Raw genomic sequence first — 22,118 nt, forward strand, 5'->3', positions numbered from 1 at the left:
CCCATGCGTCGAAAGCTCCCGAGTAACGCTGCCCTGATGGCCTTTGAAGCCGCAGCCCGGCATGGCAGTTTCGCCCGTGCCGCAGACGAGTTGGCCCTGACTGAAGGCGCCATCAGCCGGCAGATAGGCCGTCTGGAGGCGTTTCTGGGGGTCACGTTATTCGAGCGTGTTGGCAACCGCGTGCGGCTCTTGCCCAACGGTGAGCGCTACGCGGCCCAAGTGCGCGAACTACTCGACCGGCTCGACAGGGACAGCCAGTATTTGATGGGCCAGCCCAGCGACGGCGCCAGCCTGGATATCGCCGTCAGCCCAACCTTTGCCCTGCGCTGGCTAATTCCGCGGTTGGCCGGCTTTGGCCAGCAACACCCGAATATCTGCGTACACCTCTCGGAACGTATGGAGCCGTTCGTGCTCGCCGGCAGCGGTTTTGATGCCGCCATCCATTTTGAGCACCCGGCGTGGACGGGCATGCAGACGCACCGCCTGTTGAACGAAGTGTTAATTCCGGTTTGTCACCCTGGCCTGCTGAAGCCGGGCAAGCAGGCAACGGCTCTGGATTCACTGCCGCGATTACACCGACGACAGAACCCGGATGCCTGGCAGCGTTACGCCCAGCAAACCGGGATTGTCCTGAGCAACGCCGCGATGGGCGCGCGTTACGATTTGCATGCGATGCTGATCGAAGCCGCGTTGGCGGGGCTCGGCGTGGCACTCGTACCGCGCCTGTACGTGGAAGCCGAACTGGCGCAAGGCCGGCTGGTCGCGCCATGGCCACAAGAGAAGAATGTCGCCAAGGCCTTTTGCCTCGTGCTACCCGAACCGCTTGAACTGAGCCGCGCGCCCATCCAGGTATTTGCGCGTTGGCTGTTGGAGGAAGCGCAGGTGAAGTAGGGGATGCGGTGGGGCCTGTACCGGATTGGTTCAGACGCTGAGCGACTCAGAACTTCACATTGAAACCGGCATGCATCAGCGTGGTCGATGGCCACGCTGGGCATCAGGTCGAAATTCACGGTATCGCCGAACGCTTCATTGATCCGCACGCCATTGAGATAAACCGCCAGCCCCTGTGGGGTTCCTTATTCCTGGCGGGATAAATGCGTCAATGTCTGTTTGTAAAACCACGACCTATTAGTAGGGAGTTAAGACTTTTGGATGAGTTGAAGGGGCGTGCAATGTGTTTTTTTGATTTTGTGTAATAAGGAAGAGGGGGTTAGTTGGTTTAATACAGTAGTCGAGGTTTTATTTTTATGGGGGTGTAAATGCCGTTGCGGTCTACATTGATAGACGCCCGTCATCAGGCACAGAGTTTGGGACAGATTTGTGGGGCTCCCGTCGGGCCTTAACGTGCCATGACGTTGACGATTACATGCAGGATGAAGGCGGGTCCATAACAAGGCTGGCCCTGTTCATCTTCGATACGCCAGATCGACGTGAGTGTGCAGGTCTCCCTTGGGGCGCCGAACTCCACGCTGATACGTACCGGCTGGCCGGGCAGGGTGTCGGCGATGGGGATTTCGTTGTTCAGGCTGCGCAGGTGGGTGTCCATCACCACTTCCAAGGGAACGCCGGACGCGCTGCGGCGAGCGATTACGTATTCGCCGTCAACCCGTACCAATTTCCGACCGCGCCACGGGCGGGCGCCAAGGTTCTGGATCTCCCAGGTTTTCTGAAACGTCTCACCGGGCAGCACCACGGTCTGGTCTGGGGTGGTGACATCCGCGTTGAAGACAGCTATGTCGCTGGGGTCACGCAGGCCGGTGGCGCGATTAGTGGTTGCCATTGAACAGGCATCGCCCGGTGCGCCAGCCAGGTCGGCGAAGTAGCGGAATAACAGCAGCGGCGAAACCTGCAACGCCTTGGCCAGTTTGATCAGGGTGCGTACTGAGGGATCTTGTGAGGCTCCGCCGGTCAATCCGTAGAGGTAGGTTCGGGAAATGCCGGCTTCTTTGGCCAGGGCTGTCAGGGGCTTTCCCAGTTCTCGGCTGCGTCGCATAACCAAGGCTCGAAGCGTATCGCGTGTTCTGATGTTCATATTCGAGTGTTGATCTCCGGTCCTTGGTGATAGTCGTCACGTTGTTCGCCAAAAAGGACAACCTGCTCGCCGCTACGTATATCGAGCGATGCACACTTGCGACCTGCTAGCGACGTGGTGAAGGACATGGATAGGTCCCTTTTGGGTTGGCTACATCCAGTGTCGTGGTTTCTCGCATGCTTGCGAACCTTGTGTGTGTTGCATTCCTTTACAATCATCTTTGGATATAGCGATGACTCAAATAAAAACGTGCTGTGAATCCATTGTTCGATCAGGCTTCGGCATCCTGCAAATGTCTGATGCCATGCTGCAGGACTACAAAAAAAATTGTTGATGGATATTCAGCAATCTCTCAGGCCACTAAAGATTCATTTTCCTTTGTTCAAACGCTGCTATATTTTTCCCGCTCGCAACCATCAATTTAAACAGTACCATAAACGTCCGCACACCAAGTTCGGTAATCAACCGATTCAACTTCTCTAATATTCTCGCGGGTTCGAACATCCCATGTTTCTAAACTTCAACGCTCTTTACCTCGAAGGCTTGCTTTTGGGCATGGGGCTGTTCGCCGCGCCTGGTCCGAAAGACACCTTGGTCATCCGCCAAGGTGTGGGCCGGGGTCCGATCTGGGCCGTGGTTGCTATATGCGTACTCGCCGATGTCCTACTGATCGCTGTTGGCGTCGCAGGGTTGGGTTCATTGCTGGAAAGTCGGCCGGGTGTGGTGGCGCTGTTGCTGCTGTCCGGTGCGGCATATTTGCTTTGGTTTGGCGGTCAGCGCTTGCTGGCCTGCCTACGTAACCAGTCCATGCCCAACACGCAAGGCGGTCACTCGCAACGAGGCTTGCTGCGCACAGCACTGGTGCTCGGGTTTGCCAATCCTTACGCCTGGCTTGATACCGTCGTGCTGATCGGCTCGATCGGCGCAGCCAAACCCACCGGCCAACAAGCGCTGTTCGCGAGCGGCGCGATGACTGCGTCGTTGGTGTGGTTTGTGATACTGGCGCTGGGATGTCAGCGTTTGACGCGGCTGTTCCAGGCGCCAGTGGTGTGGCGCGGGTTGGATGCGGGTGTGGCGGTGTTGATGGTGTACCTGGCCGGGATGTTGATCACTGATTCAGTGGGTGTCTTTCAGCAGGTAATCGGGGTCAGACTCTGAAGAGTCCAAAGGGCTGCGAACGCCTCAATGTCGTCTTTCACCAAGTCGGCTTGGACGTATCGCGCTGGAGAAAGAGTAATCTGCCGGTTGCGATAGGCCGAAGTCGGCCAGAAGCGGACGCTTAGAGTGCAAAAAATAAATCTGTCCCCCCTTTTATTGCAAGCAGACACTGGAACAGTCCATGACAGCAGGACGGCTCATTAGGCTGCACGCGCCCGTAGCGAATGGTCAGGTGTTTTCTGCTTCTGACAGGGCCTTGGCCACTACGGCAGGTAAGCTTCCGGGCGCCCTTATACGCATTTGCTTGTTCAAATTAAAACGACCGAACACAACCGTGATGTCAGAAACCGAGACGTCAAACTCTCGGGCGAGAAACTTAACCATGTGGTCCGTCGCCCTGCCTGCTACGGGTGCGGCGGTGACGCTGATCTTGAGTTGACTTCCTTTCGCCTTGCCGATGGCATCCTTTTTGGCGCTCGGAGTTCCAAGTATGTTCAGAACTAAAGTCTCTCCATCCCACCCACAAAACGAGGACATCTCAAAGCCACGGCCGGATGATTTCTTTTTGGTAATCGCTTTTGCTTTCTTCACATGGATCCTGCGTAGGTCGGATAAAAATGCCTAACTAAGGTAATCGGGGTCACTCCCCGATTGTTCTGTCGGCTAAGGTCGCAATAAACGGCGCTTGGTTGCGCCGACCCGGAGGAATTGCGCGACGCGAAAACGCCCAAACGCCCGGTTGATTGTGTAGTTGGTTGGCGTTTTTTTCAAATGCCGACCCTAACCGCCGCTCACCTTCGATGCCCATTCATGGACGGGCTTTAAGCGATCAATCGCAGCGGACAACGCTTCGATCGAGTCGCTCAATGGGTCAATTGGAGTCCAAATAGTCAGGTGAGGCGAAACCAACATAAACGTCGAATTCGCGTCTGCCCCATCCTTTCTCAGCACGGTCACAGCTTGGCGGGCTCGGCCATGGTAGCTCCGGTCTTTGTTGAGGCAGCCGATGGCTTCGGTGAGTATTGAACGCCATAACCCATCGGTGATTTCGGAGAGACGAAACTCGCGTCCACCTAAAGTGTCCTCCAGGATTTTCGGTCTTGAACTTAGCTGCCACGCGTCTCTCGCGAAACGCAGGGTGATGTCCTGAGGATCGAGTATATCTGGCACAAGTCGTAGTAACGCAGGGATTTCCAGTTCGGATTTTATCAGCGTTGCAATCGGCCAGCCGCTGTATTGCAAGCCCTCGAGATTGACTCCCACGCGCGCTTTCCCATCGTTCGGGTATATCGCGAGGTTCCATTGAACTCCTTCGTGTCCATCACTAATTCCAAAGGAGGGTTTGTTTAATTGGCCGAATGGTCGTCCTTTAATACCCAGCAATTCGGTGAATCCGTGTAATAGATGGGCGTATAGGGTGTTCCTGCTGGAGCGCGTAGACTGTTTGCGGGGAGGAGCACCCGCTTTTGATACATCGATGTTTTCTTTTTGCGCTTCCATGATGGTTACTGCACTTACGTCCGATACCGACGCGAGTATGGATTGAACCGCAAGAATTGCATCGTCCGGGTGAAGATTGAAGAACTCACGCCTTCTCTGTCGGAGTGGCAGGAGCTTTGTATGAACCAGCGACTCAAACTTCTGGCAGTCGTTCACTGCAATCTGATGGGTTACCTCCCAAAGAAAATCACCCGTCGAGCTCTGATTTATTTCTGCACAGCGAACAGCAGGATCTCTAGCGGTTCTTCCGATCTTGCACACCGGAAGTTCGATGTCTTTAACCCCGAGGATATATACATATCCTCTCTCAGGGGCAGGATAGTTTTCCATAATGGTTTACCTGCAGTTGTATAGGAAACTAGCTCCTTAAGTCACCGGTCGGAATGGCTTGCAAACAGCACTTGCCACTTACCACCTGGCGTGAAGGTAACTCGACTCGAAAATATCAATTTAGCACGCGGAGTCGCCTACAGGCCGAATGATTGAGTTAAGGCCGAGGCTCGATCGACCGCTCCGGGGCGGATAGCGACGGTTTAGAGTCGACTGTCGTTATAAATAGTCAGACTTTCGTCTGTTCCGCCGTCTTAAAGGCATCGTCGACCTCGACTCCGAGGTATCTGACAGTGCTTTCAACTTCGTATGACTTAGGGTAATTATAGTCAAACTCTGAAAAATCAAAAAGGGCTGAAATGCCTCAATGTCGTCGCTCACCAAGTAGACTTGGGCGCGTCACGCTGGAGAAAGAATAATATGGGAGTTCAACGACCGCGATGGCACTCTCAACAGTCTCTAAGTTCATAGAAACGGTTTAGCTTGGCCCTGTTGCCATCTTGGCGCTTATGGGATCGTACCTATGAACGGCAGTCAGTGAAGGCGAACCTTTTATTCGGCTTATGATCAAGTATGAATAAACGTCGTTTCAATTAGGAGGTCCTGATGGCCACTGCACATGTTTTCATCGCCGTCAGCCTGGACGGCTTCATCGCCCGGCCAGATGGCGACATTGATTGGCTTTTGCAGCGTGATGATCCAACTGAAGATCATGGCTACTGCGCCTTCATTGCCGACAAGGATGTGATCGTGATGGGGCGAGGCAGCTATGAGAAGGTGCTGACCTTCGACACATGGTTCTACGACCGGCCCGTCGTGGTGCTGTCTGAACAACTGGCCGCTACGCCGGTGCCCGAGGCGTTGAAGGGCAAGCTGCGCTTCTCAAACCTCGCACCAGGGGACCTGATGGCCGAACTGGATGGGCAAGGCGTGCATCGTGTCTATGTCGATGGCGGGCAGTTGGTGCAATCCTTCCTGCGCGATGGGTTAGTCGCCGATATGGTGATTACCACTGTTCCCGTACTGATCGGATCGGGAAGGCGATTGTTTGGGGCCCTTCAGCAGGACATTGACTTGGAACTAGTATCCAGCTGCAGCTTTGCTTCGGGGTTGGTGCAGTCTACCTATCGGTTGACGGTATGACCGGTTCGCGAGGATGTTCGATCTAGAGCAATGAGGGGAGAGGGGGGATTTATTTGCCGAGGCCGATTCTCGTGAACGTTGCCTTTTCTTCTGGCTGGCAGTCAGTTAGTGGTCGACTTCTGCCGGATATGACAGGCAGAAATCGGCCAGAAGCGAGCATTGGGTGGCACATGGCGATATATTCCGGGCATAGCAATCCACCTTCATTCACGATACTCGCTAAAGACAATGGTCAGGAAAGACATGAACTTCACCGACGAATTAGTAGCCGCCTTCCCGGCAAGCAATCCGGTACCTCCAGTATTACGACAGACCATGGAATTCCTGGAAGCACTAGGCTGCGTCCGTCACTATCGGACCGGGGGCCGCTACATGACTTTGCATCCCGAACCTGAATACAACAACAGCGCTATCACCGCCTTTCACGTTCCGGACTCCGCCGATACTGCTCGATGGACGGCCTGCGAAGATCCCAGAGTAAACGAGCGGCTATCAATATTCCTCAGGACTGGTGGCGATGGATCGTGGGCAGGGTTATGGCTGGACGACCACGATCAGCAGCGAATCGTCCATCTTGGCTCAGGCTCGGGATCAGACATGCTCTGCGTCTTGACCAATAGTACGCAAGACCTGATTCGCTTACTGGCCATCGGTTACAACGAGCACTGCTGGCCAGAGGAGTTTACGAGAACACCGGCCGAACTGCGGGAGCAGCAATACGCAGATGATGACTACCCCGCACCACCTAGGGCATTGCGGGCGTACGTGGAACGCACGCTTGGCCTCAGCGTCCCGGCGCGCGCATCAGATCTCATCTCAAGCACAACAAGCATGGACGCGCATGAATCCAGTGATCCTTTCTGGAACTGGCTCAAACAGGTAAGAAATGATTGAAAGGTCCCGTCACTATCTCGACCACCAGAAGGTCAGAGAATCGCAGGATTTTTCATCAAGCCTTGGATTAATTGGCCGCTCGCAACGGGCGTAGACCAGCAAAAAATCGACGTTAGACACGTAATCGCGAGCTGCCTAATCCAAGCTTCGAAGCCACGATAGGGGAAAGATATGGCAGGAGGGAACATCATCTGCGGCACCTTCCAAAGTGCTGACAAATCCGGATCAGCCTTGGAGGTTGTGTTAGAGGCACTCCCGTTGCAGGCTCACGAACTGGTCGAAAATGTTAAACAGCAACTCGATACAGCAGAATTTGTCCTCATAGAGGTTGAACAAGCGAAAAGCTTGCTTCCATTCTTACAGGTCTACCAGGCTCAATTGATCGCTGAGATCGGGCACGATGATTGGGCTCGCGCAACGCAGGAGGAAGAGTCTTCGCTTGAACCTGTCGCGGCAAAGTGGGGATCAGGTAAGGGATGGAGGCTTTACTGTGTGCGAGATCTCGTAGGGGCCTGTGAAAATTCGTTGGTAGAGATGGAACCAGTCTGCATCACGTTTAGTTAACTGCTTCCAGCTCGTTTTCACACAACCTGGGTCGATAGCAGCCCTTTGCCAAAGGCAGCCATCGACCAACAGCACCCCCTGGGCTCCTTCCGCGTTGCGGGTTCAACAAAGGCGAAACCGCTCCGCGAAGACACCCAGGGGTAAAGCATGGCCCTTCGGCCGATGCTTACAGACCGACCGCTATCGGCCAAAAGCCGCCTGTCGATTGCCTTGACGCTGAAACCATGGACTCTCAATCTGTTATCGAACCCAACGCACTGTAAAGCTCTTGTCGAGCGAGAGGAAAATCCTCAAGCCTTGTCCTGGCTTCCAGCGTTGCGCGTGCTTTGGCAACAGACGCGGGCCCCAGGATACCAATGGCGCGTATGGCAGCCCAACGAGTGAAATGGTTCTCGGGATCTGAAACCAGCAAAAGTATTTTTTCAAAGTCTGCATCATCGGACGCATGCTCTGCCAGCAATCTGGCAATACCAAAGATATCAATTGGGTATGCAACCTGGTGCACGCCCAGATACATCGCCCTATCGATCAATTCGTCAAATGAAGAGTCCATGGTGTCTCGTAAGGTAGTCGGGGTTTCCACGTAGCTGAGCCAAGACAAGACTTTGTCAGAACTCATTAAACGTGCAGGGTGCAGCCGTCAGGTTACACGACCGTTTAGCCGAGGGCTGATAAACAGTTGTGGATTTTTGTCGGTGTCGGAAGCCGCTTTTGAGTCGATTCTGCCTGTCGTCTATGACAGAAAACAGCTATGATGCGGACGACGGTAGTAGGCTACATCAAAGTGCTGCCAGAGTTACTTACAGGCTGATTAAGCACTGAGGTCTATGGAAGCGACTCCACTATAATTTATTTATAAATGAACTGATACCCAACAATATAAGAGCCTATCTTATTGGAGTGTGCAGTCACCAAAACGACATCCATGCCTTTTTTCCTTCGTTCGTTGAACTCCAACTCAGTGGTGCACAGCTCAATCCAGCGCTCAGTATTTAAATCCTTAAACCGCAAGCCCGCCTCACACCGGCCAGACCTTCCAAAGGAAGGTCCCGGAATATGTAGCTCATAAGCTGATTCATAATGAACAATCTCGCCAGGCAACAGATAAGTAAAAAAAACCTTATAACTATTTAAAGATAATACAAGACCCAGACAAACGCCCCCCACAAAAGAGTCGGCAACTCGCTTCAAATCTCTTCCGTCAGGGCGATAGTAAATTGCTCGTCCGGCAAAAACGAGTCCAACCAAACAGCCAACGACTATATAGGTGGTCCACTCAGGAATCGACGCCATTAAAACGATTCGAGTCCCAATGCGACTAGCCCAAAGCATATAAATAATCCAGCCCACCACCAAAATCAGGCACGTCGCCGCCCAGAAAGCTTTTTTCTTTGGCTCGTTTTCAAATGAAGGATATTCCATTCCCTGAATGCTCTATTTTTTATTTCCAACATGAGTCGAAGGCAGCGCAGCTCAACAGCCACAGGCTTCTCACGACGCCCCTCAAGATATTCACGGCTTTCGCCGAGGTGTGCAATAGCACCGAGACCAGAGTGCCGGCGTGCGCGCCCGGAACGACGCCAGGGTGATTGAGAGCGTGCCGACCATCAGGCACTCATCTGAATAGCCCCCACTCTAGTGGACACTTTAGATTTCTGCTTTTGGACAACCTCTGCCTGTCGCCGCGGACGACAGTCGACCGATCGGATTAGACTACACCGGGGTCCTGTCAGAGATTATTTCCATGCTGATTAAATGCCAAAGGTGCGGTCAAGGTGACGTTCGAGCAATGCGGGTCTGCTCTACACAACTTTTACTGTGGGTGTGCGACGAGTGTGAAGCAACGTGGGCGAGCCAGATTGAGGTGAATGTCTGCAATTTTGAAGACTTCGGGACATTAATGGCCGGCATGGGACGCAAAGGTTTATGGTCAGAATTAGAGCCACAGTGATAATTTCGTCATCAACTACTGTCTATCAAAGGCCCCTTTTGGCCGTTTTTTGCCCGTCGCGCAGAACGGCAACCGACCCTAAGCTGTCCTTCGCGACCGGCAAAAAACGACCCGTTGCGGACGTTCAGAAACCTTTCGACTAAGTACTTACGATCACAACGGCACAACCAGTTATCGTTCTAGCGCCTGCTTCAAGCCGAACGCTTAGACCAGATCAACAGCCCTGACCTCTATAGCTCGTTGAGGGACAAAGCTGGCACCCTGTACTGTGCAGGATCTGAGTCAACGTACAAGGAGGTGCTTCTAACTCTCATGACCCCTCGGTTGCCCGCTCGGGCAGCCGTTCTACAAGCCCCTCGCGGTAGCCCTGCGCTACGGTAACGATACTTAGTCGTCAGTCGATTAGACGCTAGACTCCCCGAGCAAGTTGAAAACGTTTGCGAATACAAAATTAAGAATAGAGTTTTGATTCGAAAACAATGGGCAGCAGTTATAGATCATGCTACTTGGCGAATGCACGGCTGCCCAAATAAGTATCAAACTCAGTCATTCGGCATGCGCAAACTTTTTCTATGAACGGACGCAGGGGAAGTAATGCTATGACTGACAACGACATCCGCTATTTTGGTCGCGACCTTATAGAACTCATTGACGTTAAATCCGCCAGAGACGTTTTATTATCCAGCGACATGTTCAAACACTCTCCGCGCATGAGTCGCCTGCTCAACTATCTTGTTGAACAGGCCATCGTCGAGTCGGTGCGCGACACCAGCGAATACGCCATCGGCATCAGCGTATTTGACCGCGACCCATGTTCGTACAGCACGGGCGAAGACCCGGTCGTTCGGGTACAGGTGGGGCGCTTGCGGGCAAAGCTGAGGAATTACTACGCAACATTCGGGCGTAACGCCAAGGTCAGGATCGTGATTCCCCTGGGTTGCTACATGCCCACCTTCCAGCGCCAGTCAGCAAACGCCACCGGGGTTGCGCCCAGCCATGCGTTTTGTATCTGCCCGTTCAAATGCCTGTCTTCACAAACGAGGTGGGAATGCTTTACCGAAGGGCTGCATGAGGAATTGACCCACCACCTGTACAAAAAGCTCGACAGGAAAATCATCGTCGAGTCCGCAGCTACTTGTGCAGGCATTCACCCTGCGCAATCACTCGACAGTGTGCCCTGCAACGGCATCGGTCACCGTCTGGAGGGCAGTGTCCACGTGGACGCGGAACGGATCAGAACGTCAGTACGCCTGATTGATGTAACAACAGGCTATGTGGCCTGGTCGGAACAGTTCAATCGCGCGGCGTATACGGCCATTGCACATCAACAAGAACTGGCGTCGTCTATTTGTTATGCACTACAAGGCTTCCTGGCAATGCATGCGAGTATTCTTTCGGAGCACTCAGCCCATAACAGCGGCACGGCGTTACTGTAACGATACTTATAAAAACATCGCGTTATTCATACGCTCCCCTTCGAACCACTGGAATGCGCTAACCACTGATTAGCCTCCCGGCGATTCAAATAGCCAGTCGCGCGGAATGAACGACTGACAAACTTTAATGTGTTAGGGATTAACAGGTGAAAAAATGACTACGTACACTATTGAGTTCAACTTTGAAAATTCCGAACAACAGGCCGTGCTCGCGGCTTTACAGGCGCAGGGTTATAATCTGCTGGCTTATAAAGGCGCCGTTGGCCCCAACCAGCTAACCACTGGCGTACCGACCTGGTTTTCGGTCCCTTACGGCGACCAGTTCGGCATCGTCGACATTTATTACAAACCTAAATACAAGTTGTACGTCAGCACCCAGGCCGATATCGCTGCCAATACAACGATTCTCATGAAATCCCTGTCCCGGCCCCTCGAACTTGGCATTGCGCAAACATTCAACTCTGACGGCACCTTCGTTTCAGGCGGGGTCAGCAATGTTCCCGCTGATAGCCTGGGGCTGTTCAATAATCGGCCTGCGGGTACGCCACCGCTGACAGTGGGCCTTGCCGGCCTTGTCACTACCCCTTCAGGAGGCGAACAGTACTTGCCGTTCTGCGCATTTACCTTGAACCCACAGGGTTCAATCATGATGAAGCCGCTGGAAACCATTTTGCTGGTTGCAGCGCAACAGAGCCTGGAGTCAGGTAATGTCCAAGCCAGCGTTTCGGCGCCTGGGTGCACCTTCTCGTTCTCCGCGAGCGTGGGCAAATATGACATGCAAGTGCTGCCCAGCACCTTTGCCATTACCAACCTGAAAGGTAAACCTTCGGTTTCCCCCGTAAGTTCCGGCTCGACCATTGGCACCATCGTCAACTCGGCCAAGTGACCGGATTTTAAATAGGTGCACTACACCCGTGTCCGTCCTGGCGGAAACGGGTGTTTTTCTATCTGGCGGGAGGTGCCTGTGTGTGAATACAGACCGTACGTACTGTTGTGTGCCTGCTTGATAACAGGCCTGTTGACTCAGGTTTGCCACGCGGCGCCGTTGCGGCTGACGCTTTATCTGAACATTGAAGCCCGGCAATTTTTGAATGCCACTAACCAGTCCATTGTCATCGTTGTACCCGACCCCTCGTCTGAAGGAGACAACAGCGTAGTGGCTATTAATTTACCGCCGCCTATCACGGACTCGATGGTGGTGGTCATTGAACCGAAGACCAGCATTTATGTTGCCCACGGTGTCGTCAGCTCCGCACAGGCTTTTAAAATCGGGGTGTCCAGCCCTGTCTTGTATGGCAACGCGTACAGCTTCAACGGTTATAAAATTAACGGAAACGGCAAAGGCAAGGACGGCAGCGTGGGTATCTACTACGACGCACCCCCTAACGCGAAACCGCTGATCACGGGGCAGGCGTTATTTATCTATGACAGTGACACAGGAAAGCCTGCTTCACCGTCGCCGATCAATGGCTTCACCCTCAACCCCTTTCAATCTCGCTATATCTCGCAGCCGGCCGCCGTTATATGGGCGCTGATCGGCAGCAATATCAGCAGCGGCAGCGTATTGCCTAACAGCGTGCTCAAGTCTGTATCGCCGTATCTGTCCTATGCCAACGCATCGACACAAGGGCGTTCGTCCTTTCAAATCAGTCGTTACCTCGAAGTACCCTTCAATGAACAGAACCAGGCCAGTATTCATTTTGACTTATCCCTTAACGCCTTCGAATGTGGGCCCTACCCGAAGTAGCGCTACGGTAACGATACTTACCCAGGTTGTGCCACTAACGTGCTACTGCGTCAGAAAAATGGGTCGATTCTGGAACAAATGCAGTGACAAGTAATTCTTGCAGTGTGGGACGAATTTGCGGTGACGTCCATTTCTGCTGGTTTTGGAGAGAGCCAGACTGAAGCCTATGAAAAAACGTTTATCAACGACTTAGCTCAAGCTGACAAACGCTCCAATAGACTGATTTTTAACTACAGAGAGCATGGTGTTGGCGCCGACGCCGAATTGCCCTAGTTGCCGATATATCTCTGACCCGGTCAGACTCCTCGCGAGCCACTACCTTTGCTAGATTTGTGTTGATTTAAAGGTGGGTCAGTCTCACGTCAGCTCGCGGGTCAATTCTGCATTGGCGTTAACACATATGGGCGGTCTGTCGCGTAATTTCAGAGTCGTCTTTAGTGTTTCATTACTATTGGTCTTGCTTATTTTTCACAAATTAGCGTGGTTTAAGATTGGAGCTTTTTAGGGTGATCTTACGAAAATTATCTAGTGGTTTATCTGTGATGAAAATATTAATGCACCTCTGGCTCGTAGCCACCGAGTCACCCATTGCTACGCTTATTTTTAGTGGGTAACAGCCGAGCTGTTACACGGTGTATCTGTAACGTTACTTACCAGAAGCAGGGGAGTTCGCGAATCTCAAATGGTCGCAGCCAATGACGGCAACGACGGTCAGCCGCGGTAGTGATTGCAGGACATTGCGATCCAAGCCAGCGGAGGCCTTATCACTTGGAGATTTCTAGAATGTCTGATGATCTGATTTGTCTCGACTTAAGCCCTAAGGAATGGACATGAAAAGTAAAAATCTGATTGTGCTGTTTTGTGCCGGTTCGCTGTTCAGCACGCTGGCGACTGCGGATGTTAACGTGTTCCGAGCGATCGATAGAAAAAACGCCACTTATGCGAAGGTAGCAGATGCGCAATGGAGGATTGACGAGGATGGTCTGTCCACATTTGAAGCAGCAAACTTCATTGTGCCCGGAAAGCCTTGCAAGGTCCGGTTCACTGTCGTTGGGGTCAACCCGCCGTTCAATCAGGGCGACCAGGGTCCGATCCACAATATGGCCGGATATATTGGCGTTTACTCTCCTCAGCACGGAGGGCTGGGGCATTGGAGCATTACCAAGGACCCCGCGCCGGCTGTCCCGGCTGAAATCACGAACTTTGTGATTGCAAACAATGCGGCGGAGGTAAATGTCGGCTATACCGGAGGCAGTCCTTCTCAATGCCTCACTCCGGCACAGCCAAATTAGTACTGCCAGAGCGCAATTGATATTGTGATGACTGATTAGAACTACAGTCAATTGAGAAGAGGTGTCTGGTTAGCACCTCTTCTTTTTTTAGGAGAGTCTTATGGCTGTTCTGCATTATTGTTATTCATTCACAAGCGATGTCCTCAAAAAAGATCTCGCTGGAACCCCAGATGAAGTCATTGCTCGGTTGCACCAAAAATCAGCTGAGGCGTGCAGAAAGCCGTCCCATGTGATGGCGGAGGCTTTAGAGGCAGTGCGTTTTAGCCCTTCTTGGCTTACCGATGAGGAAGAGAGTGATCGCCCGGCAAAGCAATTGCTGGTATGCCTACTTGGGCATTGTCATCCAGTACTCTCGCTAGGTCGAAGCGGTGAGCTTCCGTATCATTTGATTCTGAAGGCTCTACTGACGGATGCGGGGTGGAGTAACGAGCGAATCACTGACCTTATTCGTGGAAAGCCAGCAACAATCTTGTTTTCTATGGCGGAGAGAAAAGATTTGGAAGCGATATTCACTGGCCTCACTGATATCGTAGGTATTCTCGGTCCCGATGAATGCGCCAAGCTGACCATGGAGTTGAATTCAACTCGCGATTATTTCTTCATCGATCATGCGCGTCACGAAGAAGTTCTCGGCGGCATTGTTCCGAATTGGTCAGGTCAAGGGGCTGTGCTGGCGAAGTCTGCATGGTCAAGGGCGGTTGACATGCTGAGCAGTCGAGCCTCCGAGCGTGACGCGCTGATTTTGATACTGGATTGATTGTTTAGGTCAGCGGTAAAACCCGACGGGCGGCCAGACAGATAGAAGCAGCGACCTCCTGCTGCCACTCCATGGTCTGGGGGCCTGTTTCTCATCAAACTGGTCCACCCATAACAAACGTCCGCTTTGGCAGCTTGTAAGCTTGGCCTTCAGCCTCAGCTTGCAATCATGGAAGCGAAACCGAGCTGTAATCAGGTAGTCCAGAGCGTTGTGGTTAACGGTTTCAACCGGCACCACGAGCACGAACGTGGTCGAAAAGTTTTGGTATGCCTGGTATGCCAACAGACGTGTAACAGAACTGTCTTGACCTCTGCCTTTTTTTATCGCAGATCTGCTCATCCAACCGATTGGACAGATAGCTGAAAATTTTCTCAAGTCACCAAGGCCTTTGTGATTGGTGGGAAGCCTATTGTGCGATTGGGCACGGTAAAGTCGTATGCGAACGGCAGCAGTGGGTCGATTTCAGCCGGTCGCCACTGGCTGAAATCGGCCAGAAGCAGACATTCAAACCGCTAGCCAAATACACTGTCGAGAAGATCGCACTCAAAAATTTTGGTGCAAGTGTGCAGCCATGGAAAAGGGAGGATTCATGAGTCTTGATCTGTGCTTGGAAGCTGATAGTACGCTCACAATTTCGACGCTGAGAAAAGCACTTGCGAATGCTGGTGCTTGGGAAATAGAGAAAACGCAGCGGCCAGCGCAGTTCAAGATTACTGAACAAACACAGTCCATCTATCCACTCGCCAATACGCTCGTATCGTCAAAGGCTGGGTGAAGGCCGTTGGCCTTGATCCAGCCATGTATGGCACTCATGAGATGAGACGTACGAAGGCATCACTGATCTATCGCAGAACGAATAACCTGCAGGCGGTTCAACTGCTGCTCGACCTGTACGAAGACCTGAACGGCAAACACCGCGACATCGCCCTGGCGATCCATCAACTGAGCGAACTGGGCGTACTCCTCACCGCCAAATTGCTCGATCGTGAAACGCCTTGCCCTGGCCAACCCGCCCAACAAGCCGTCTCAGGCCACCTGCAACGGCTTGCCGCGATCAATTGACCCCAGGCCAGCTCTCCACATATTCAATAGTGAAGTCCGGATAGGAATCGACGATCTGGATCTTGTAGTCGGGGTAGCTGTCGACGGTTTGCCATTTGCCAACAGAGTCCGGCCAGGAAACCACCTTCTTTACCTTAAGGTCGGGGTACTGATTCACCACTTTCACCTTGTAGTCGGGATAGCTGTTCACGAACTGGATCTTGCCGTAAATCTTCGACACATCGACCGTCGTACCGGCGTGAGCGCAAAAAGTGCAGGTCAACAGCAAGGAAGCGAGGGCAGCTTTGAACATGAGCATTTCATCCTAAAAAATCGAAGCGTCCAGTCTATCGATATCCACGCGGGCCGTTTCAACTCACCTGCCCGATTGCTGGCGGCGTCATCATACGGCACATACAACGGCTCGGCGATCTGGCTTGTGATGGCTTTGGTCAACCCCCTCAGCCTTGCCGAACGCGCGATTGAGCTCAAGCGCCATCGATGGCGTCGAGCTGCTTGGCAGCGTGAAGGCCCACGCCTTATCGCTCTAAAGTGATCACTGTAGTCCGCTATCCAAATCTAGCGGTTCGGAATTCTATTTCGCGGGAAGAAAGTGACCAGCTACTCGTTTTATACTTGGCCGGTTCAGGCTTGCTCATGCAGTCATTTCACCAGCCAGCCCATAAAGTGAGAGAAGCTGAATTCAACTCAAATCTGTCACCTTGATTGAGCGCCCATAGCTTTCCAACAAGGCTGTCATCAAGTACCACCTCTTCAGCTGTCTCGATCAGATGCCGTGTATGCAGTTTTTTTGAAGCCTAACGCTTCTGACCATGGATCAACCTACCAATAAATAGTCCGAAGATCGGCATGATAATACTGGAACGCGGAGATGACCGCTCTGGGGCTATTTCAGCCGGTTCCGACAGGCAGCTATTGGCCGAATGCGGCCTATTCCGAATCCCCGCTCTCGCCCCATAGCTGCTGGTGGTGATCGCCCGCTTTAGACCGTAAACCATTTCGAGTGAAGAGAATTAACTCGTCTGATTTTCACCTGTGCAACTAGATCAAGGAGGGATTTTAACGAATGCGTCGTTAGGGATATGGGCTCTTATCGCTTGCTCGATTTTGCGTTATGCCATGCAGCTGCATGGCATAACGATAGTGGCTGGTGAATGCGATGCGCTCACGCCCCTAAACGATGCGGCACGCGGGAATTGCGTTACAGCGCTCGCACTGGAATGCAGATGTCGCAACTAAACTCACCGGTGTGGGGGTCAAGTGCCGTGGTCGCAGAAAACATCTCGAAGCAAGGCCTATCGTCGCATTGTAGTCCGCTGGACGGCATCCATTCACGCGTCAGCCACATCCAGGCGTTACCTAAAACCTCAGCTTTCCCTTTGAAACTCGCTACGGCATAACGGCCGCCCGGCAGAGTTAGAATATCTACCTGGCCGCTAGCAACAAAATGAGCGGGTACTTCGACGCACGCGTCGTAGCGGCACTTGTTGGCTGGAGTGAGAGACGGGTCGTCATGACCTATGCCATAACACGTTTCATCACTGAGGCCATTTGAGTGCATCCACGGCGCAATGGTGCCGCGCCAAAATTCGCCGATGGCGGGCCCATATGGTCCGATCAAACGTTGATACGCGACGCGTGCTTTTGGTAAATCAACGATACGTACATCCATGGCACAAGTTTCCGTTAGCCGATAAGAGACGTCAGATTCACCGAGCGCGGGCTCGCCTTCCTGATGGATATTGCTGAAGACCTGATCAGGATTGCTCTCTTGGTTGCCTGGTTGCTGTACGATCGCGGACGCCTGCATTTTCAGCCGCTGAAGAGTCGTGGAGCGCCAGGTCGATGGCGTGCAGCCGAACTTGAGTTTGAAGGCTCGCGCAAACGCTTCACCCGAATGGAAGCCGGTGGCCAACGCTGTTTCAAGTACTGTTTCATGGCTACCACAGGACAGCCGGAAGGCCGCCTTCTCGAGCCGTCGACGCTGTGCATAGCTGCCAAGCGTTTCGCCCATCCATGCGGCGAAAATTCGATGAAAATGGAAGCGCGAGAAATTGGCGATGTCGGCTAACTGCGCGCCATCTAACGGCTGATCGAGGTGAGCATCGATGTAGTTGAGTACACGATTTATCCGTCGCGCGTACTCAGCGCGGGATACTTGCGCAGAAGGCTTGGTCGTCATGTTAGCTATTCTAAAAATCACCGTTCATGTGGCTGTTGAGCCGTTGAGTTCCTGCGATAACCGCAGCGCGTTCTTCGTTTCTTTCTCGGCAGCCTGCAGCTCCAGCGTAGGCCAATCTGTAGCAAAGGTATCGAGTTTGAACTGTTGGCAGAGCGCTTAAAGCGTCATGTCAATCCACGCAGACAGCACAGGACCAGGCACTTCGACGGTCATCGGGTTTTTGAAATAACGCCACCCATGTATTGATTTAAATCGCGAAAATCCTTAACGCTCCATGAGTGCGGCGATAGCTTTACTCCATTCTCTCGCAAGGTTCTTGGAATTAAGTCGCCATTTGGGCGAAGTATTATCGAAGACACAATCACGCCCGGATAATCATTTAATCGTTTTTTGAAAGCGAGCGTTGTTAGATCAGGCGTCGGCGGATTACTTTTTTTAGCCAGCGGTCCTGTTGCTTTGAGATCCATTCCATGGCACATGCTGCATCGCTGTAGATAGAGATTTTTTCCATTAGCATTATCCGCGAAGGATAGTGATGTTTGAGTCAGCGACAACATTCCTAGCGAAGCGATGAGCACTACTTTCATTGTTTTTATCTTCCTTGATGGGACCGGCGTTGATTGGACGCGATTGGGCGCGCGGGAAAGATATCAGCCATCGCGTCGGCGCACACGGTCATTTCTGATGCCCATTAAACCAATACGTTTTCCCGGAGGTAATTGGGGGCAGACCCCGGTTGTTTCCTGCATCTGGGGGGGAATCGGCGTCGTTCGCCAACCCCGACCGACCTAACGGAAATTTTTCGCCACAGATACTGACTTTCAACCCCAATCGCTCCTGCGCTAACTTCCTCCCTGTCGCTTCCAACCCAGCGACCGGACTTGAGAATCCGAGAAACAATAGGCGCATAGGCGCCACCATCCATTAGACTGTTGGCGCTTTTTTGTGCCGCATGTCTGTGCAATGGCGGCTATGCGTGGGAGACCTTCGGGTCTGCCGGGTTCCTATTGTCCCGGTTTCTCAGCCCGCGCATAGCTGTCACCCATTCGCATGAGAAACGAACGTGGCAGCTCTCTACATTAGGAGCTAAAACCATGAGCGTTTCTGACAGGCCATACCCTCACAACCCCACCACCCACACCTCCGCCCATCCAGGAGGTGCCCAATGATCAACCCACCCCTCAACAAAACCCTCGGCGTCATCACCTTTTCCACCTGTGGCAAACAGCCCAACCTTCACCGACTATTCCGCGTGAACGCCGGCGTGCCCATCCGCGATGCGCTGGAGCATGCCTCCGAACTTCTCCACTGTTCAAAACTGCTGGCGTTGGATGCCGCCATGGACACGGGCGCGGATCGTTATGCCTGGGCGGCGCATTATTTGGGGGAGATGGCGAAGGCGGTGGTGGATGATTTGGCGAATGGGATGTTGGCCAATGGGGTGACGGAGGAGGGTGAAGTGGCGGGTAGTTAGTCTGGTGGTTTGAGGGTGTTGCGGCTGACGCTATCGCAGGCAAGCCAGCTCCCACAAGGGGCTGTGTTTCAAGTTGATGTTGCGCTGGTCAGGGATTTTGCTGGTTGCCCACTTTTCGACAGGCGAAAAAAAAAGACCTTGAATTTCAAGGTCTTTTTTTAAGATGGTGCCCGAGGGAGACTCGTGCGTTCTATATAATTCGTGCCTTGTAGAGGAATTATACGTTCAGGGATACAAGTAGGGATACAGATCGTGAGCGATTGGAGTCCATACATCCCTCGATTTTCTTTTCATGCCTAGTTTCCGTAGGCGCCATAGTGATGTCCAGCGGATTTCAATCGTTTGATATCTAGAAGCGGGTGACCGTAAAGAAAGCTCGGAGAAACTTCGTCCTTCGCTTTATCCGGACGTGAGTGTTCGTGCATAGGGAAAAATGGTACTTCCGGATGATGCGGGGCCGAATCCGCACGATAGCAGTGCTTCTTTTTACCAGGCTCAAATAGCATGTAGGCATAATCTGAAAGTGAGTTGATGCGCAAAAGCCAGTGCCAGCCGGACGGGAGCGACACCCGTAGCTGCCACCCATTCTCACGTTTTACAGCTGGAATCACCTCGCCGCCTAATTCTTCAGCTGCCAGAGAATGAATGACTGGAATTAGTTCATCCGGAATCGCTTCCAGCTTCTGTACGGATGGCCAATCCCAAGAAAGATTGAATAGAGATGCGAGGAAACTGAAAGCAGATGGATGCGATTTGGCTTCAGCTAGGTGTTCAGAGCAAACCGGAAGCTGGATCATTACCGCGACGACGTTCTTCCCTATCGTCGTTGCAGCGAAGCAAGAGGCTTTTTGCCCACATACAACACATCCATTTCCTTTCGCAAAAATGAATGCCTTCTCCACCCCAGTGTTCCTTAGCCTCCCCGACACGAACTCAGTTGGTAGGTCCATGACCTGTTGCTTATCTTTGTACCAGCTATCAAAAATGTGGCGGCTCGTGGGAGAGTCGAGAATCTCGTAAAGAGCCTCCTCATTCTTCAGCTCAATCCAGCCCGACTTGCTGAGTGGCCTTTGCTCTACCGTAGAGCCGCTCAATCGGTACGTCCTGATATACCCGCAGTCCAGGTTTGCGTCGAACACCGCTACACCTTCTTGTTTTGCTTTGATCCAGTAGCATTTGCTTGAACGCGTGACCAGTTTTTTCCAATGCGAGCTATTACGGGTGCTGAGCTCCAGCACGAAAGGTATACGCTTCTCGATATTGTGAATCGCCCCGGGTTTCGTAGACACCTCTTTGCCTTAAACTGAGGCCAATTAGGAGGTGCCATGAGCAACCCGCGTTACCCCGAAGAATTCAAAATCCAAGCAGTCAATCAAGTGACCGAAAAGAAGCTGCCTGTCGCTGAGGTAGCGGCCCGTCTCGGCGTGTCAACGCATAGCCTCTATGCCTGGATAAAGCGCTACAGCAAACCTCAAGAAGAACGGCAGCAGGATGATGACCAGCACGCTGAACTGCGTCGTCTGCGAGCGGAGCTAAAGCGCGTTACTGAAGAGCGAGACATATTAAAAAAGGCCGCCGCGTACTTTGCCAAGGAGTGCGGCTGAAGTACGCCTTTATCAAGCAGCGCGCCGGCGACTATTCCATTCGACGGCTTTGCCTCACGCTGAAAGTCCATCCCAGTGGCTATTACGCCTGGTTGTCTGAGCCGCAATCTGCACGCGCCAAAGACGACCAGCGACTGCTGGGTTTGATCAAGCATTCATGGCTGGAAAGTGGTGGCGTTTATGGCTATCGCAAAATCCATGACGATCTGCGCGAGGTCGGTGAAGTTTGCGGGCGCCATCGCGTGGCAAGGCTGATGCGTCTTGAAGGGCTGCGCTCTCAGACAGGTTACCGACGCCGCCCAGGAAAGTACGGCGGTAAGCCAGCGGTCGCCTCACCCAATTTGTTGAAGCGCCAGTTCGATGTCGTGGAACCCAACAAGGTTTGGGTCACCGACATCACCTACATTCGTACTTATGAAGGCTGGTTGTATTTGGCGGTGGTGCTGGATCTGTTTTCTCGTCAGGTCGTTGGCTGGTCAATGAAGTCGCAGATGACCAGTGATTTGGCCATTGATGCGTTGTTGATGGCGGTTTGGAGGCGTAAACCGAAGCAAGAGGTGATGGTTCATTCCGACCAAGGCAGCCAATACAGCAGCTCCGATTGGCGCAGCTTTTTAAAGGCAAACAATTTGGTTGCCAGTATGAGTCGCCGAGGCAACTGTCATGACAACGCCGTGGCCGAGAGCTTTTTCCAGCTTCTGAAACGGGAACGGATCAAGCGAAAAATCTACACCACGCGGGAAGATGCTCGGAGTGATGTGTTCGATTACATCGAGATGTTCTACAACGTAAAACGCCGCCATGGTTTCAACAAGCAGCTGTCACCGGTAGAGTTTGAAAAGCGTTACGCAATGAGCTTGCAAGGTGTCTAGAGAATCCGGGGCGATTCATTGTCCATGCTCTTGAAGGAGTGACTGCACACCATGGCGTCTATGACTCCTCCAGTAATCTCATCTTCGGAGAGGCACTCCAGCGCGCTATCGATATTCAGC

The 22,118-nt window shown here is 52.7% G+C and carries 22 protein-coding genes and 2 pseudogenes; 15 read left to right on the forward strand and 9 right to left on the reverse strand.

Features of this window, described 5'->3' with window-relative positions:
- Window positions 1-3: 3 nt before the first annotated feature.
- On the forward strand, window positions 4-891 hold the full coding sequence (locus ACVWZP_RS26040; RefSeq protein WP_017846743.1) for a LysR substrate-binding domain-containing protein: 888 nt from the start codon (window positions 4-6) through the stop codon (window positions 889-891).
- Window positions 892-1,339: 448 nt separating this feature from the next.
- Here the strand turns inward: ACVWZP_RS26040 and ACVWZP_RS26045 are convergent, their stop codons facing one another.
- On the reverse strand, window positions 1,340-1,993 hold the full coding sequence (locus ACVWZP_RS26045) for an NBR1-Ig-like domain-containing protein (RefSeq protein ID WP_232565975.1): 654 nt from the start codon (window positions 1,991-1,993) through the stop codon (window positions 1,340-1,342).
- Between the two features lie 546 nt (window positions 1,994-2,539).
- Between ACVWZP_RS26045 and ACVWZP_RS26050 the strand changes: the two genes are divergently transcribed.
- Complete coding sequence (locus tag ACVWZP_RS26050) at window positions 2,540-3,190, forward strand: LysE/ArgO family amino acid transporter (RefSeq protein ID WP_457370250.1); 651 nt, start codon at window positions 2,540-2,542, stop codon at window positions 3,188-3,190.
- A gap of 228 nt (window positions 3,191-3,418) precedes the next feature.
- Here the strand turns inward: ACVWZP_RS26050 and ACVWZP_RS26055 are convergent, their stop codons facing one another.
- Together ACVWZP_RS26055 and ACVWZP_RS26060 are read right to left on the reverse strand one after the other, a co-directional pair.
- Window positions 3,419-3,781 carry a DUF167 domain-containing protein gene (locus tag ACVWZP_RS26055; RefSeq protein ID WP_197089044.1) on the reverse strand — a complete coding sequence of 121 codons (363 nt, stop codon included), beginning with the start codon at window positions 3,779-3,781 and terminating at the stop codon, window positions 3,419-3,421.
- A gap of 189 nt (window positions 3,782-3,970) precedes the next feature.
- On the reverse strand, window positions 3,971-5,020 hold the full coding sequence (locus tag ACVWZP_RS26060) for a GIY-YIG nuclease family protein (protein ID WP_108524524.1): 1,050 nt from the start codon (window positions 5,018-5,020) through the stop codon (window positions 3,971-3,973).
- Window positions 5,021-5,626: 606 nt separating this feature from the next.
- Here ACVWZP_RS26060 and ACVWZP_RS26065 point away from each other — a divergent pair.
- The 3 genes from ACVWZP_RS26065 (at window position 5,627) to ACVWZP_RS26075 (ending at window position 7,621) form a co-directional block, all read left to right on the forward strand.
- Entirely contained in the window at window positions 5,627-6,163 is a 537-nt protein-coding gene (locus ACVWZP_RS26065) for a dihydrofolate reductase family protein (protein WP_232565974.1), read from the forward strand.
- A 243-nt stretch (window positions 6,164-6,406) separates the two neighbouring features.
- Window positions 6,407-7,057, forward strand: coding sequence for a hypothetical protein (locus tag ACVWZP_RS26070; RefSeq protein ID WP_052735757.1), 651 nt, complete (start codon window positions 6,407-6,409; stop codon window positions 7,055-7,057).
- A gap of 171 nt (window positions 7,058-7,228) precedes the next feature.
- A complete protein-coding gene (locus ACVWZP_RS26075; RefSeq protein WP_046382162.1) occupies window positions 7,229-7,621 on the forward strand; it encodes a hypothetical protein in 393 nt (130 codons plus the stop codon).
- Window positions 7,622-7,853: 232 nt separating this feature from the next.
- Here ACVWZP_RS26075 and ACVWZP_RS26080 read toward each other — a convergent pair whose 3' ends face one another.
- Both ACVWZP_RS26080 and ACVWZP_RS26085 read right to left on the reverse strand, forming a co-directional pair.
- Window positions 7,854-8,174: a hypothetical protein gene (locus ACVWZP_RS26080; RefSeq protein ID WP_017846753.1), complete on the reverse strand. Its 321-nt coding sequence runs from the start codon at window positions 8,172-8,174 to the stop codon at window positions 7,854-7,856.
- Window positions 8,175-8,470: 296 nt separating this feature from the next.
- The gene (locus tag ACVWZP_RS26085) at window positions 8,471-9,043 is read right to left on the reverse strand and encodes a hypothetical protein (protein ID WP_457370251.1); all 573 of its coding nucleotides are present in this window, start codon (window positions 9,041-9,043) and stop codon (window positions 8,471-8,473) included.
- A 1,128-nt stretch (window positions 9,044-10,171) separates the two neighbouring features.
- On the opposite strand from ACVWZP_RS26085, the gene ACVWZP_RS26090 reads away from it, so the two are divergent.
- The 8 genes and pseudogenes from ACVWZP_RS26090 to ACVWZP_RS26125 all read left to right on the forward strand — a co-directional run.
- Window positions 10,172-11,008 (forward strand): hypothetical protein, encoded by an 837-nt coding sequence (locus tag ACVWZP_RS26090; protein WP_046382163.1) that lies wholly within the window; start codon window positions 10,172-10,174, stop codon window positions 11,006-11,008.
- 154 nt (window positions 11,009-11,162) lie between these two features.
- On the forward strand, window positions 11,163-11,894 hold the full coding sequence (locus ACVWZP_RS26095) for a hypothetical protein (protein ID WP_046382164.1): 732 nt from the start codon (window positions 11,163-11,165) through the stop codon (window positions 11,892-11,894).
- Window positions 11,895-12,011: 117 nt separating this feature from the next.
- On the forward strand, window positions 12,012-12,755 hold the full coding sequence (locus tag ACVWZP_RS26100) for a hypothetical protein (RefSeq protein WP_227778716.1): 744 nt from the start codon (window positions 12,012-12,014) through the stop codon (window positions 12,753-12,755).
- An 830-nt stretch (window positions 12,756-13,585) separates the two neighbouring features.
- Entirely contained in the window at window positions 13,586-14,047 is a 462-nt protein-coding gene (locus ACVWZP_RS26105; protein ID WP_046382166.1) for a hypothetical protein, read from the forward strand.
- Between the two features lie 100 nt (window positions 14,048-14,147).
- The gene (locus tag ACVWZP_RS26110) at window positions 14,148-14,804 is read left to right on the forward strand and encodes a hypothetical protein (protein ID WP_046382167.1); all 657 of its coding nucleotides are present in this window, start codon (window positions 14,148-14,150) and stop codon (window positions 14,802-14,804) included.
- Between the two features lie 589 nt (window positions 14,805-15,393).
- Complete coding sequence (locus tag ACVWZP_RS26115; RefSeq protein ID WP_457370252.1) at window positions 15,394-15,579, forward strand: hypothetical protein; 186 nt, start codon at window positions 15,394-15,396, stop codon at window positions 15,577-15,579.
- Window positions 15,534-15,689 (forward strand): annotated as a pseudogene (locus tag ACVWZP_RS26120) (integrase); the annotation flags it as partial. The gene ACVWZP_RS26115 and the pseudogene ACVWZP_RS26120, both read left to right, overlap by 46 nt.
- Window positions 15,681-15,866: pseudogene (locus ACVWZP_RS26125) on the forward strand (DUF6124 family protein); the annotation flags it as partial. The pseudogenes ACVWZP_RS26120 and ACVWZP_RS26125, both read left to right, overlap by 9 nt.
- Here the strand turns inward: ACVWZP_RS26125 and ACVWZP_RS26130 are convergent.
- The 3 genes from ACVWZP_RS26130 to ACVWZP_RS26140 all read right to left on the reverse strand — a co-directional run bounded on the left by ACVWZP_RS26130 (window position 15,859) and on the right by ACVWZP_RS26140 (window position 18,635).
- Entirely contained in the window at window positions 15,859-16,158 is a 300-nt protein-coding gene (locus tag ACVWZP_RS26130; RefSeq protein ID WP_052735758.1) for a hypothetical protein, read from the reverse strand. The pseudogene ACVWZP_RS26125 and the gene ACVWZP_RS26130 sit on opposite strands and share 8 nt — an antisense overlap.
- A 909-nt stretch (window positions 16,159-17,067) precedes the next feature.
- Window positions 17,068-18,048 (reverse strand): AraC family transcriptional regulator, encoded by a 981-nt coding sequence (locus ACVWZP_RS26135; protein ID WP_457370253.1) that lies wholly within the window; start codon window positions 18,046-18,048, stop codon window positions 17,068-17,070.
- 209 nt (window positions 18,049-18,257) lie between these two features.
- The gene (locus tag ACVWZP_RS26140) at window positions 18,258-18,635 is read right to left on the reverse strand and encodes a cytochrome c (RefSeq protein ID WP_232565970.1); all 378 of its coding nucleotides are present in this window, start codon (window positions 18,633-18,635) and stop codon (window positions 18,258-18,260) included.
- 578 nt (window positions 18,636-19,213) lie between these two features.
- On the opposite strand from ACVWZP_RS26140, the gene ACVWZP_RS26145 reads away from it, so the two are divergent.
- On the forward strand, window positions 19,214-19,522 hold the full coding sequence (locus ACVWZP_RS26145; protein ID WP_017846211.1) for a DUF3077 domain-containing protein: 309 nt from the start codon (window positions 19,214-19,216) through the stop codon (window positions 19,520-19,522).
- 296 nt (window positions 19,523-19,818) lie between these two features.
- Here ACVWZP_RS26145 and ACVWZP_RS26150 read toward each other — a convergent pair whose 3' ends face one another.
- A complete protein-coding gene (locus ACVWZP_RS26150) occupies window positions 19,819-20,811 on the reverse strand; it encodes a hypothetical protein (RefSeq protein WP_457370254.1) in 993 nt (330 codons plus the stop codon).
- A gap of 36 nt (window positions 20,812-20,847) precedes the next feature.
- Between ACVWZP_RS26150 and ACVWZP_RS26155 the strand changes: the two genes are divergently transcribed.
- Window positions 20,848-21,998 (forward strand): IS3 family transposase gene (locus ACVWZP_RS26155; protein WP_457369968.1). Its coding sequence is split into 2 segments (ribosomal slippage): window positions 20,848-21,085 and window positions 21,085-21,998, totalling 1,152 coding nucleotides; the frame shifts between segments, so codons are not numbered across the junction.
- Window positions 21,999-22,118: the final 120 nt, after the last annotated feature.

The organism is Pseudomonas sp. TE36184 (genome assembly GCF_054060055.1).